This is a genomic window from Aerosakkonema sp. BLCC-F183, assembly GCF_041929145.1.
Lineage (GTDB): Bacteria > Cyanobacteriota > Cyanobacteriia > Cyanobacteriales > Aerosakkonemataceae > Aerosakkonema.
On record NZ_JBHFNU010000043.1, the window covers coordinates 18,331 to 31,693 of the forward strand.

Consider the following 13,363-nt stretch of genomic DNA (forward strand, 5'->3'; position numbering starts at 1 on the left):
CAAATGCTTACCCCCAACCTCGAATCCTCACAATTCATTCGAGTTGACAGGGCTGTGTTGAAGTTTTTCTCGCCAGCCTCTCAATCTTGCACCACGCTGAGAAACTCAGTTTATTGCGAATGATGAAAGGTTAAAACCTTTATTTTCGTTCATAAACCTGATTTTTGAAGCCTTATTGACAACCATGCCAAATCTAAGCAGCGAGACATTTACACATCCACAATCCGCCCATCCATAACGACCTAGCAGGCATCATCAAATTTTTTCTTAAACTTCTGCGCGAGAAATACACTCTCCTGCTCGCTCGAACAACAACTCCAGCAAACTAAATTCCAGGTAGGTTAAGCGGATTGCCTCACTATAGCGATCGATCGCTTCTTAAGCTTTGAAGATTCAGCCTGCTCTACCGAACTGCTTGGCTTAATCGGTATTTCCATTATGGACGCTCAACAAAAATATTGCGAGTTTGTCGCCGATCGATATCCTTGGATTCTCGGCAGCTATAGAGCTATCAGCCTTTAACCATCAGCTTTTGGGCGGATTTATTATTGGCAATGTATTTCCCAAAATATTATGCTACTATCCTTACTAAGGATTATTTTCGGCTGTGTAATTCGTTTGAAAAGCGTTTCTCCGAATCTAACTCTCTACACTTACTGATTTTGGAGACACTTCATGTCAATTTATGTTGGCAATCTATCCTACGAGGTTACCCAAGATGACCTCAATACAACCTTTGCTGAATACGGTACGGTGAAGCGCGTTCAGCTCCCTACAGACAGAGAAACAGGTCGTTTGCGTGGATTTGCCTTTGTCGAAATGGATACAGAAGCAGAAGAAACCGCTGCTATTGAAGCCCTCAACGGTGCTGAATGGATGGGGCGCGACCTCAAGGTAAATAAGGCAAGACCTCGTGAAGAAAGAGGCTCTTCTGGAGGAAGCTGGGGAAATAGAGGCGGCTCTCAAAGGCGCTACTAAGTTCTCTCGACGAAAGTTAAAACTTTCCAGTCTTGAGAGTAGGCTCTGAGTCTAGCGTTTTTAACAAGTGCTTGCGAACTCGATCGCCCACATCCCGGCCTAATGCAGTTTATTCTTCAATTGATGAAATTATCCAAGCAATGCCGGGTCAAAATAAAACTATTGAGTCATATATAGGTTGATTAAAGCGAAAACTTTCTCGCCTGGAAATTTTCCCTGAGACGACGAAGTATCTTTACTTTGAAAAGCTTATTGAAAAACGCAAGCACACAGCAATTGGCAATCATAACCCGCGTCGGAGGCGCTTTCACTATTGAACTTTCAAACTGATAGCAATTCTACCGAATCAATCATTCTGGAAGCGCTCAAGCATGGGGACAAGAACCGGGGTCAGCTCTTTGACCTTATTGGTAAAAAGTATACTGTCCTGGTTCAAGCTCTGCAACATCTTAAGGACAAAGAATTGATCGAAAGCTACTTCGTTCCTAGCGCTAAAATCTCGGTTCTCACCTACCGGCTGCGACCTGAGAATTAAGAAGAGCAGATTACGTCCCCCTCTGAACATTTCAAACACCCATATGAATATCAAAGAACTCTTAAGTCGCTATAATGCAGGACAACGGGATTTCAGAAATCTGAACCTGATGGCAGCAAATTTCAAGAACGTGAATCTTCGTGGCGCTAACTTGAGCGGTGCTAACTTAACAAAGGCCAACCTGACGAGGACAAATTTGAGCCATGCAAATCTCACAGATACAATTTTAACAGGGGCAAATTTAACTGAAACAAATTTAACTAAGGCCAACCTGACGAACGCGAACCTCAGTGATGTCAATCTGAGTAATGCAAATCTAAGTCATGCCTGTTTGCGTGGCACAATTATGCCGCCTGAAATAAACCCCACTTTTACATCAAACCTCGATAAATATTCACTCACTCCCGATCGAATTTCGATTTAAGCACTTTTGAAGGTTAATGTCAACTGATGTCAAGTGCTGAATATGTGGAATTGCGGACTTGTGGCGTCAACACTTGATTCAGTTTTCCGCTGCGGTAACCTTCCAAATCTAAAGTCACATAAACAAAGCCGAATGACTGAAAAGCAGATATCAAAGCAGGTAATTCGGTAGTTAACACAAACTCTTTTATTTGTTCTGGCGGTAATTCAATTCGTGCGGTATCACCTTCAGAACGAACGCGCAAATTTCGCCAACCCAACTTTCGCAAATACAGTTCGGATCTGCCAACTCTTTGCAACTTGGCGACAGTAATTTCTTCCCCATAAGGAAAGCGAGAACTCAGACAAGGTTGGGCGGGTTTATCCCACCAAGGTAAACCTAAATGTTTGGAAATTTCTCGCACTTCTGCTTTAGTTATACCGACTTCTGCTAAAGGAGACCTAGCACCTCTTTCTTTCGCCGCCTGTATTCCCGGACGATAATCTTTTAAATCGTCCGCATTCACGCCATCCACTACATAAGGATAACCCAAACTTAGCGCCAAAGGTTTTAGCGTATCGTGCAATTCGCTTTTGCAGAAATAGCAGCGATTCACCGGATTAGAAGCGTAATTCGGGTTTTCGATTTCGTGAGTTTGAACTACTTGATGGGGAATGCCAATTTCAGCAGCTTGAACTTTAGCATCCTCCAAATCTTCCGGTAGCAAGGAGGGAGATTCGGCGGTGACGGCTAAAGCGCGATCGGCTAACATATCATAAGCAATTTTTGCTACCAGGGTGCTATCAATTCCTCCGGAATAGGCAATCAAAGCCATCTCCATTTCGGCAAAAATATCTTTTATATGTTGTAATTTTTGCAACATCATAATTCCTTTGACTTCAGTACAACTAGCCATATTTCCAAGATAGTTGAAAAATGCGATAATGCTACGCATCGCTGTCGCGATCGCAACTACCGCAACCCCCACACTTTAATATCAGAACTGCTACTAACCAGCGTTTGTCCATCTGGACTAAAAGTGAGACAACCGACTGTATTAGTATGTTCTCCCAGCGTCCGAATTTCCTTCCCAGTTTGCAAATTCCAGACTCTAATCATTTTATCGCGATTGCCACAACCGCTAACAAAAATCTGCCCATCTGGATTAATAGCAATGGCAGATACCCAATCAGGATGTTTAATCGTATAAATTTCCTTTTGTGCGGACAAATCCCACACTTTTACTGTTTCATCCTCACTACTGCTAACCAGCACTTGCCCATCTGGGCTAATCGCGATCGATCGAATAGAAACTAAATGTCCTTTGAGAGTGCCAATTTCTTTTCCTGTCTCTAAATTCCACCTTTTAATCGTGCAGTCTCGACTGCCACTAAAAACCGTTTTTCCATCTGGACTAATAGCGAGACAGTATACCACATCTAGATGTTTCAGCGTGTAAATAACTTCTCCTTTCTCCCAGTCCCAAACTTTCACATTTCCATCTCCACAACCGCTGACTATTATTTTACCGTTTGGGCTAATAGCAACAGAAGTTACCCATTTTGAATGACCTTTAAGCGTACAAAATTCTTGCCCTGTTTGGAAATCTAATACTTTGACTGTATTGTCGTGATAGCCGCCGATAACTTTTTTCCCATCTGGGCTAATTACTACAGACATGGGTGTATCGGGATAAACGAGACGGTAAATTTGCTTTCCTGTATGCAAATCTCCCATTGCGATCGTTTTATCCTGACCGCAAGTAACTAGATTTCGGCCATCAGGACTAACGGCAAGGGAATGAACCCAACTGGAATGCCAATTGATGACGTGGAAACATTCTAAAGAATTGTATAAGTAATTTTGTAATGTCTGTTGAATAATTGGGTCTGGTACTTTTTGCAATATAGAATAGGCTGTTTGCCGTAATTTGCGTGACTCATCTCGCAACGCCTGAATTACTAATTTTAAGCCAGCTTCTCCATATTTCACGGCTTCATAAAGAGCAGCAATTCGTTGCGCTTCTACGGCACTCGCCAAACGTTTTTTAACTCCTTCTAATCCTCCTAAAACAACGCTGCCAGATGCTGCTTGCACTTGAGAGCCAAGCACGACATCATATTCTTTGGGTTGATTAATATTTTCGCTCATTGTGCCTTTGATAACCAGCCGATTTGGAATTTTGGATTAATTTGCGATCGCACCACCAAATTTGCTATTTTCGTACTTATAATCCCCGATTTACGAAAAATAAAAATAAAAGAGTAAAATCACATAAAAAAGCTACTCATTCCACGCACCGACACACACGACCCGAAAACCAATGACTGGATACCTTTGCCTCGCATCGTGATGGAAGCGAAACGCCGAACGACAAACTCTGGGATAGTAAGCCCAAGAACCACCGCGCAGTAGCTTTTTAGGATCGTTAGATTTCCAAACACTACCATCGCTGGGGGCACCTTCATAATTGTCATGCCAAGAATCAGCACACCATTCAAACACATTCCCGTGCATATCGTATAATCCAAAAGAGTTAGGAGGAAAACTCCCGACTGGTGTTGTTTTATCATGAAAGCCACTTTCGGCTTCAGAGGTAGAAGTCTCCGCTTGCTTGTAATTCACCAGTTCCGGCGTGATTGTTTCGCCAAAATAAAAAGGTGTTGTTGTTCCAGCGCGACAAGCATATTCCCATTCCGCTTCGCTGGGCAACCGATAAGTATATCCGGTTTTTTGAGACAATCTCGCACAAAATTCTACTGCTTCTTCCCATAATACCTGCTCTACTGGTAGATTTGCACCTTTAAAACAGGATGGATCTGGATTTAGAGAAATATTGACTTGAGGTAAAGCTGCAACGGCTTTCCACTGTGCTTGGGTCACAGGATATTTGCCCATACAAAACGATGAAATTTTTACCTTATGTTGAGGGCTTTCATAACTTTGTCTTTCCGCCTCGGTTTCCAGCGAACCCATCAGGAAACTTCCGCTTGGAATTAACACCATTTCTAAAAAAACACCATTACCTAAGTCTTCTAATAAATATCTGGCAACCCGACGGCAAATACTAATTTTTTGTCCCAATTTATTGACTGCGATCGCATCAAACTCGAAGCTGGGTAGAAAATTAGCTATTTGCTCTCTAAATTTTCTGCCTCTTATATTTATAAGCAAAGAATAAGCAGTAAATTTAACCTGATTTGATTCATTTTGCAAAGCTTGAATTATCAAGTCTAAGCCTGCTTCTCCATATTTAAGTGCATCCGAAAGTGCCGCAAGTCTTACTTCTACTTCTGGATTTGTTAAGCGTCGTTTAACGCCTTGCAATCCTCCTAAAACAGCAGCATCAATAGGCGGCGGATTTTGACCGCCCAATACAGCATCATATTCTCTGGGTCGATCGAGATTCTCTGTCATTGTGCCTTTGATAACCAACCGATTTGGAATTTTGGATTAATATGTGACTTAGGAAAAATGTGGCCTAAAAAATGCGATCGATCCACCGAAATCTAGCGACTAATATCCAAATTGGCAAACATCTTAATAAAGCTTTAGCATTTGCTGAACAAGAGTTTAGTAATATTAAAGGCTAATTAGTTCGCACCGCAGTACACGCAACCCGAAAACCGATTTCGGGACCTCTGCCTCTGTGCTTGTTGCTGCGATCGGACCAGTAGCGAGCTCCCGATCGACAACAGTACGGACCAATAGACCACCCACCACCGCGCAGCACTTTGCGAGGAACGTTATCAGCTAACCAAGCACTGCCATCTGTGGGCGCACCCTCATAATTGTCATGCCAGGAGTCAGCGCAAAATTCCCAGACATTCCCATACATATCATATAGCCCAAAAGGATTTGGGGGATAATTCCCCACAGGCATTGTCTTAAAAGGATAAGTTCCTTTGGGTTCAAAGGCATAAATTCCCTGTCCGAAATTCACCAGTTCGCTAGTAATTGTCTTGCCAAAATGAAAAGGTGTCGTTGTTCCAGCACGACAGGCATATTCCCACTGTGCTTCGCTAGGTAAACAATAGTTGCGTCCTGTTTTTTGGGATAACCTAGCACAAAATTCCATTGCTTCATCCCATGAAATCTGCTCTACTGGTAGAGAAGCACCTTTGAAATAACATGGATAGGGGTCTAGAAAACAATTGATTTGAGGTAAAGCCGCGACAGCTTCCCACTGCGCTTGAGTGACAACATACTTCCCCATGAAGAAGCGTGGAACTTTTACCTCATGTAGGGGAATTTCATAGAAAGACGATCCCTTCTCATTTTCCGGCGAACCCATAATAAAAGTCCCGCCGGGAATCAATACCATTTCCAAAAAAACGCCATTGTCTAAGTCTTCAACAAAGTATTCGGCAACGTGGCACTCACGGCTAATTTCTTGTCCAAACTCATTGACTGCGATCGCATCAAACTCGAAGAAGAGGAAATTAGCGAAATGCTGTTTTACTTTTGGTTCTGTTCTATCTTTGAGCAAGTCATAAGCGGTAAACTTTACCTGCCTTGATTCCTCTTGCAAAGCTTTAATTATCAAATCTATCCCGGCGTCTCCATAATTGATGGCGTCTTTTAGTGCAGCAACTTTCACTTCTACCTCTGGGTTAGCTAACCGTAGTTTAACCCCTTCAATTCCTTCTAATATAGGTGCATCAATAGGTGGCGGATTTTGACCGCCAAATACAACATCATGTTTTTTCGGTTGATTAGGTTTTTTTCTCATTGTGCTTTTGATAACTGGCTGATTTGGGGTTTTGGATTAATATGCGATCGCACCACCAAATTTGCTACTCTCCCGCTGCTAATACCCGGTCAAGCGTTAATTCTAACTCAGGGAAAGTTCCAGACACAATCCTATCCGAACCCGTAAATTCAACTGGTTCGTATAGTTCCTCAACTAGACTAAAAACTGTAATTTTATTATTTAACAAATCCACAATCCAATATTCTGGTATGTCTCGTACATTGTACTCAACTCGCTTAGCTCGATAATCTGCCGTTTTTGTCGATTCACTGACAACTTCTACCACCAACAAAGGAGGCGCTTCGTTGAGTTCAATAACAGCCTCTCGATTTCGCAATTCGCGCCATTGAGACATTGGAATCACAACCACATCTGGGATGCGCGAAGTATCCCATCGACCGCCACGGGGAGAACGAACGCCGACTAATGCTTTTAGGGCAATCCAATCTCTTGCTAAACGAGCAATTTCAAGATTGTAAGTTTGCTCTAGGAAGTGCATTACTGCACCATGTTTTCCACTACCAAGACTCATAGGAACCAATTGTCCATTAACTAATTCGTAACGAGTATCTGTACCATCGTTGTAAGCAAGGTACTCCTCAAAGGTGAGTCGTTTAGTTGTTACTGCGGTTGTTATCATAGCGAATTGCAAGAGGAAAAAATCGAGCGGGTAAATTTAGCGTATTTGCCAATAATATAGTTATATCACTTCGGTTCAAATGATAGCTACCTCTGACGGCAAGGAAAAAGAAAAAAAGGTAAAGTGTAGACAGAAACCCGGTTTCTTTAAGAAACCGAGTTTCTGGGCTGCAAACCGTTATAAAATATATGTAATCTGAATAATGCGATCGCTCTACCGAAGTCTAGTGACAAATTTCCAAATCGACGAAACCCTCCTCCAAGAAGCCATTGCGCTGGGTAAACATCCTACAACCAGCGCTGCGATCGAAGCTGCTCTGCGTGAGTACATCCAACACCGCAAGCAACTTAAAGTATTAGAACTTTTCGGCACTATTGACTACGACGAAGATTACGACTACAAGCAACAACGGCAAAAACAATGAAAGTAGATTCAACGCACCAAAAAAGCAGCTGCTTCTACGTGCGCTGTCTGCGGAAAGAAATCGGCAGGTTGCACTTTTGTCAAGCGATATTCGCCGTTTTGACACAATAATTTAAGGTCGCGGGCGAGGGTGGCGGGTTTGCAACTGACGTAAACAATGCGCTGAGGTTTAATTTGCAGTAAAGTTTCGATAACAGCCCGATCGCATCCCTTCCTGGGCGGATCTAACAATACAATATCCGGCTTGACATCTAACTGCGGTAGTAACTTCTCCACTTCGCCAACTTGAAAGGTGACATTATTAATACCGTTCAATTCTGCATTTGTCTTTGCCTGTTCTACCGCCTCCGATTGCACTTCCAACCCAATTGCTTCCCGTACCCGTTTCGCTAACGGCAAAGTCATCGTACCGATACCGCAATAAGCATCTAGCAAAAACTCATCGCCTTGCAGATGCAATTCCGACTCAATAACCCGCAACAGCGCCTCAGCAGTTTCTGTGTAAACTTGGAAAAAAGTATCCGGACGAATTTGATACTCCAAATCGGCAAACACCTCGCGCAGGTAAGGTTTGCCCACAATACAGCGAGTTTCGTCACCGAAAATAGCATTAGTGCGATCGCCATTGCGATTCAGCGACACCCCCACCAACTCAGGATACCGCTTCAGCCACTCCTCTGCCTGCGCTTTCATTCCCGGTAACTTCCAATCCTTCACTACCAGAGTTAGCAACATTTCACCGGTACGGCGTCCAATTCGCAACGCCAGATGCCGAATTTGCCCTTTGTGACGGTTTTCGTCGTAAACTTGCCAACCCCGCTGCTGGATATCCCGTTTCACCTCTGCTAGGAGGGGATTTAAACGTGCATCTTGCGTCGGACATTGATTCAAGTTAATCAGTTGGTGACTGCCTTTTTGGTAATATCCCGCTTGCACTTGTCCCGTTGCTGATGATATCGCTAGGGGATATGTCGCTTTGTTACGATATCCCAAATCGCAATCACCCGCTAAAATGCGATCGACTGGTGGATTGTCAATACCCCCAATCCGCTGCAAAGCTTGAATCACCTGATTTTGCTTTGCTTCTAGCTGGTACTGGTAATCGATATGTTGCCACTGACAGCCCCCACATTTATCTGCCACAATGCAGCTGGGGCGAATGCGGTGGGCAGATGGTTCTATAATTTGGTCTAGTTTGCCGTGGGCGTATTCCGGTTTCACCCGCACCAGACGAACTAAAATGCGATCGCCCACCACCGTATCCGGAACAAACACCACCCGTTCCCTCCAACGCCCCACCCCATCCCCAGAGTCGGTTAAATCGTTAATATCGATCTCAACCAAGTCGCCCTGTTGCCAGATATCATCAGATTTTGAATATTCCGTTTTAGACTCAGAATTTTGAATCATCGCCATTTTCCAATCTCCCCCTCTCCCCATATCCCCATCGCCTCTCTTTCTTTGTGTCACTCAGAATCGTTAAACTACGTAATGTTATCTGAGTTAACGCAATCGCAATATCATGAGCGTAGTTAGCCAAGTTATTCTCAAAGCCGACGACGAGCTTCGCTATCCTAGCACTGGCGAACTCAAGAGTATCAAAGAGTTTTTTCAAACGGGCGTACAGCGGACGCGCATCGTCGCCACACTAGCTGAAAATGAAAAGAAGATAGTTCAAGAAGCTAGCAAACTCCTGTGGCAGAAACGTCCCGACTTCATCGCCCCTGGCGGTAACGCCTACGGGCAGCGCCAACGGGCGCTATGTTTGAGAGACTATGGCTGGTACTTGCGCCTAGTCACTTATGGCATTCTCTGCGGCGACAAAGAACCGATCGAGAAGATCGGTTTGATTGGCGCACGGGAAATGTACAATTCATTGGGCGTACCCGTACCGGGAATGGCTGAAGCTATCCGTTGTTTGAAGAAAGCTTCTTTGGCTCTTTTGAGTGAAGAAGATGCTGCCGAAGCAGCGCCTTACTTTGATTACATTATTCAGGGGATGTCCTAATTCCCGCTTTCTGAGTACCCTTAGAAAGCTGACTGAGCTGAGCCAAAGTTTGCCTTCGGGACGTCAATAGACTTCAACCTTTTCATTTTAGCCTCCTTCCCCACCCTTGTCGGTGCTTCCTGGCTGACTCTTTGTCAGGACACTGACAATCGGTGGGGAAATTTTCATGGTCTTAATCTTAAATTAAAATAAACTTTTGTCAATAAAAAACCGACAGTCTGCTTGTAGGATCTGTCGGCTGGTCGTGTGTTCCCTGTCGATGACTCGGCTAGAGTTCAGTTGTTTTGTAGTATGACCGTTTCGCAAAGGTGCGATCGCGATCTAAATCATGTTATTTTGTGATTTACATCACTAAATTTATATCGAAGTTTTGCATTATCTACCTATCTCGACTTAAGCGGAAAATATCCAGAATTTCAAGAGATGGCCAAATCCTTCCTGTCTTGGTTATAAATTGGTAACCCAGGTTTTACGACTATCACCACACCTACTATTTCCAGGTAAAAAGTTCTCAATGGATCGTGAAAGTAAATTGTAGTTTTATAAACTATTTTTCATAGAAAAATTAAACTTTCAAAACAATCGTTTCCTTAATCGAAAAAATAAAATTTATTTATTTGTAATCAATGTTACAACTAACACATCTTAATTCGCTTACCATAGATAAAGCTTAAAAATCTGCAAGACTTTTTATGCTCTTTTGGTATCGCCAAAAGACTTACTCCTGCTGCGCCAACTAAAATCTCTAAGCAGTTATTTTAGTAGAGCGAAATAGCACTGTTTTGTCTAGATTTATGCTGGGTTTTAAGTAAAATTGAAGCCATTTGTAAAATTGGCGACAGCTCAAGTCGGAATCTTAAACTAAAAAAATTAGTGTCCTAAATTATGGAGAGTTTTAGCCAATGTCTTTGAATGTAGAACATCAATACCATACTATCGACAGGATAGACGATACACCTGAATTGCCGCCCAGCATCTCTACCAAAAGAGAGATACTAGAAAAAAGGTTACAGGAAACAGAAGTAAAGTATCGCAGCATCTTTGAAAACGCCCTTGTGGGTATGTTTCAATCTACAAATAACGGTAAATACTTGCTAGCGAACCAAATGCTATGTTCCATATACGGTTACGATTCACCCGCTGATCTGATCGGGAATATTACAAATATCAAAGAGCAGCTATATGTCGATCCAAATCGCTATGAGGAGTTAATGGAACTATTGGAAGCTCGAAATACCGTGTGTAAATTTGAATCTCAAGTATATCGCAAAGATGGCAGTATAATATGGATTTCTGAAAATGTACGCATTATTTATAATAGCAACGGCGATATAGTTGGTTATGAAGGATCTGTCGAGGATATGACGGAGCGCAAGCATTCTGAAGAAATGATGCAGTTGCAACTGGCAAAACAAAAAGAAATTAATCTTATTAAAGATCGGTTTTTTTCGATGGCTTGCCACGAATTACGGACATTTTTAACAATTATTATAACAACAAGCGATTTACTAAAACTACACGGCAATAAATTAAATGCCAAAGATCGGTTACAATATTTCGATAGAATTACTGAAAATGTTAAAAGTATGAATGAGCTTTTAGAAGGCTTTATAGCGATTGGCAAAGCGGAATTAAAGAAAACAAAAGTTAAGATTTCGCCATTTGAAATTAAGGGTTTTTGCGAATCGATTTGGCAAGACGTTCAAACAATTACAAAAACCACACACAGACTGGTATTTGACAGCAACTGCGAGAATATTACTTTAGTATCGGACAAAATTCTTTTGAGGCAGATTTTGATTAATTTGCTGTTAAACGCTGTTAAGTATTCGCCGCATAGTAACACAATTTACTTTCAGCTAGATTGCCAAACAAACCAAATAAACTTTATCATAAAAGATCGGGGTGTAGGCATTCCTAAAGAAGATCGCAAACACCTATTTGAAGCGTTTCATAGATCCAGTAATGTTTTGAATTTTTCTGGTACTGGTCTGGGAATGGCAATTGTTAAGCGAGCGGTGGAATTACATGGTGGTAATATCGCAGTCGAAAGTGAAGTGGGTACTGGAACAACGATTAAAGTAACTCTGCCAACTATTTGTACGAACTTACCTACCAGCAATTGGGAAACTAAAATCTTTTGTGTTTGCGACGATCTCGATCGCTCTCTCCAAAATAGCAGCTTATAACAAAAGTGACAGTGGAATAGAGCGATCGCCTTGACAAGCGATCGCTTTTTTTTCGTATAGGTTATTAACCAGGTGATCGCACCCATATCGTGCCAAAATAAACTTAACTAATCCTGATATGACAACCAACCCCTGTGAGAACAGACACCATCTTTTATCAAATCTTTCAAACCTTCCCCAGTCTGTTGTTTGAACTGATCGGTCAAGCGCCATCACTAGCTAATCGCTATGAATTTTGTTCGCAAGAAATTAAAGAACTGGCGCGTAGCGTTGATGGTTTATTTTTACCCCCCGAAAATGCGATCGAACAACCCATCTACTTTGTCGAAGTTCAGTTTCAGCCAAAATCAGACTTTTACTGGCGATTTATAACGGAAATATTCGTCTACTTGGGTCAGTATAAACCTGCTAACGACTGGCGTGCAGTAGCACTATTTGCAAGGCGCAATCTCGATCCGGGAGTACCAATGCAGTATCGAGGATTGCTAATGAGTCAGCAAATCATATCTGTATATCTCGATGAGTTAGGGGAAACAGCATCCTCATCCCTAAGCTTGGGGATAGTACAGCTAGTAGTTGGAAGCGCAGAAACAGCAGTTGAAATAACTCATCGACTCCTAGAACAAGCACGCACGCAACTGTCGGATGAAGCTCTCTTACGGAAAGTTATAGAATTGATTGAGAGCGTCTTGATTTACAAATTTACAGCACTAAGTCGCCAGGAGATAGAAACCATGTTTGGATTAAGCGATTTAAAACAGACAAGATTTTATCAGGAAGCCAAAGAAGACGGCAAACAGGAAGGCAAATTAGAAGGCAAATTAGAAACAGTACCCATTTTATTGCAATTGGGTTTGACTGTCCAACAAATAGCCGAAAGGCTTGGTTTGGATATTGAAGCAGTAAAACGGGTTTCTCGCGCAGAAACTGGTGATACGCCAAAAGGATAATTTATAGGGATTTAGATTAACAGCGATCGCACTTGAAATTGCCCAATATGGAAGTGCGATCGCATTTTTATGGAGGGAAAAATTCTCAAATTGATTGAGAGCGTCTTGATTTACAAGTTTACCGCCATCAGTCGTCAGGAGTTGTTTATTAAGAGATGGTTAGCCAAGCGTTATTTAGGATTAACCATTATATTTTTTATCCATTTTCGGCATAATTATTCATTATTCCGATCGCTTTTTCGATTTCTTCTACTAGGTTTTCCATAACTTCTCTCTTTTTCAGGTTGTATGCTCTCCGTAAGACCTCAGAATCTTCAATTGCAGCCTCAATTTCTGAGATACTAGGCGTTCCTCCGTCGTATCTAAATAAAGTGTTTTTGCCATAGCTTGCGTTTTGGACATGGACATTTCCTTGCCTTTTCCCTCATAAATATTCAACATCAATCCTCGTTCCAGTTTGGTCGGGACGCATTGTAGTCTGGCT

Annotated in this window: 13 protein-coding genes; 6 read left to right on the forward strand and 7 right to left on the reverse strand. The window is 42.2% G+C overall.

Features of this window, described 5'->3' with window-relative positions:
• The first annotated feature begins 675 nt into the window (after positions 1 to 675).
• The gene (locus ACE1CD_RS11190; RefSeq protein ID WP_374795013.1) at positions 676 to 978 is read left to right on the forward strand and encodes an RNA recognition motif domain-containing protein; all 303 of its coding nucleotides are present in this window, start codon (positions 676 to 678) and stop codon (positions 976 to 978) included.
• Positions 979 to 1,556: 578 nt separating this feature from the next.
• Entirely contained in the window at positions 1,557 to 1,937 is a 381-nt protein-coding gene (locus tag ACE1CD_RS11195; RefSeq protein ID WP_374795012.1) for a pentapeptide repeat-containing protein, read from the forward strand.
• 19 nt (positions 1,938 to 1,956) lie between these two features.
• Here the strand turns inward: ACE1CD_RS11195 and larE are convergent, their stop codons facing one another.
• The 5 genes from larE to ACE1CD_RS11220 form a co-directional block, all read right to left on the reverse strand.
• Positions 1,957 to 2,802: an ATP-dependent sacrificial sulfur transferase LarE gene (gene larE / locus ACE1CD_RS11200; protein WP_374795093.1), complete on the reverse strand. Its 846-nt coding sequence runs from the start codon at positions 2,800 to 2,802 to the stop codon at positions 1,957 to 1,959.
• A gap of 86 nt (positions 2,803 to 2,888) precedes the next feature.
• A complete protein-coding gene (locus ACE1CD_RS11205) occupies positions 2,889 to 4,067 on the reverse strand; it encodes a WD40 repeat domain-containing protein (protein ID WP_374823966.1) in 1,179 nt (392 codons plus the stop codon).
• Between the two features lie 132 nt (positions 4,068 to 4,199).
• Positions 4,200 to 5,333, reverse strand: coding sequence for an SUMF1/EgtB/PvdO family nonheme iron enzyme (locus ACE1CD_RS11210; RefSeq protein ID WP_374823969.1), 1,134 nt, complete (start codon positions 5,331 to 5,333; stop codon positions 4,200 to 4,202).
• 172 nt (positions 5,334 to 5,505) lie between these two features.
• Positions 5,506 to 6,648, reverse strand: a complete 1,143-nt coding sequence (locus ACE1CD_RS11215) for a formylglycine-generating enzyme family protein (protein ID WP_374823972.1) — start codon at positions 6,646 to 6,648, stop codon at positions 5,506 to 5,508.
• A 64-nt stretch (positions 6,649 to 6,712) separates the two neighbouring features.
• Positions 6,713 to 7,309, reverse strand: a complete 597-nt coding sequence (locus tag ACE1CD_RS11220) for a Uma2 family endonuclease (protein WP_374823975.1) — start codon at positions 7,307 to 7,309, stop codon at positions 6,713 to 6,715.
• A gap of 202 nt (positions 7,310 to 7,511) precedes the next feature.
• Between ACE1CD_RS11220 and ACE1CD_RS11225 the strand changes: the two genes are divergently transcribed.
• Positions 7,512 to 7,733, forward strand: a complete 222-nt coding sequence (locus tag ACE1CD_RS11225) for a type II toxin-antitoxin system VapB family antitoxin (protein WP_374823977.1) — start codon at positions 7,512 to 7,514, stop codon at positions 7,731 to 7,733.
• 8 nt (positions 7,734 to 7,741) lie between these two features.
• Here ACE1CD_RS11225 and rlmD read toward each other — a convergent pair whose 3' ends face one another.
• Positions 7,742 to 9,142 carry a 23S rRNA (uracil(1939)-C(5))-methyltransferase RlmD gene (gene rlmD, locus ACE1CD_RS11230; RefSeq protein ID WP_374824051.1) on the reverse strand — a complete coding sequence of 467 codons (1,401 nt, stop codon included), beginning with the start codon at positions 9,140 to 9,142 and terminating at the stop codon, positions 7,742 to 7,744.
• Positions 9,143 to 9,254: 112 nt separating this feature from the next.
• Between rlmD and apcD the strand changes: the two genes are divergently transcribed.
• The 3 genes from apcD (at position 9,255) to ACE1CD_RS11245 (ending at position 12,879) form a co-directional block, all read left to right on the forward strand.
• A complete protein-coding gene (gene apcD, locus ACE1CD_RS11235) occupies positions 9,255 to 9,740 on the forward strand; it encodes an allophycocyanin subunit alpha-B (RefSeq protein WP_190463214.1) in 486 nt (161 codons plus the stop codon).
• A gap of 902 nt (positions 9,741 to 10,642) precedes the next feature.
• Positions 10,643 to 11,929, forward strand: a complete 1,287-nt coding sequence (locus tag ACE1CD_RS11240; RefSeq protein ID WP_374823980.1) for an ATP-binding protein — start codon at positions 10,643 to 10,645, stop codon at positions 11,927 to 11,929.
• Positions 11,930 to 12,063: 134 nt separating this feature from the next.
• Positions 12,064 to 12,879 (forward strand): Rpn family recombination-promoting nuclease/putative transposase, encoded by an 816-nt coding sequence (locus tag ACE1CD_RS11245; protein ID WP_374795004.1) that lies wholly within the window; start codon positions 12,064 to 12,066, stop codon positions 12,877 to 12,879.
• A gap of 279 nt (positions 12,880 to 13,158) precedes the next feature.
• On the opposite strand, the gene ACE1CD_RS11250 is transcribed toward ACE1CD_RS11245, so the two are convergent.
• On the reverse strand, positions 13,159 to 13,320 hold the full coding sequence (locus ACE1CD_RS11250) for a hypothetical protein (protein ID WP_374795003.1): 162 nt from the start codon (positions 13,318 to 13,320) through the stop codon (positions 13,159 to 13,161).
• Positions 13,321 to 13,363: the final 43 nt, after the last annotated feature.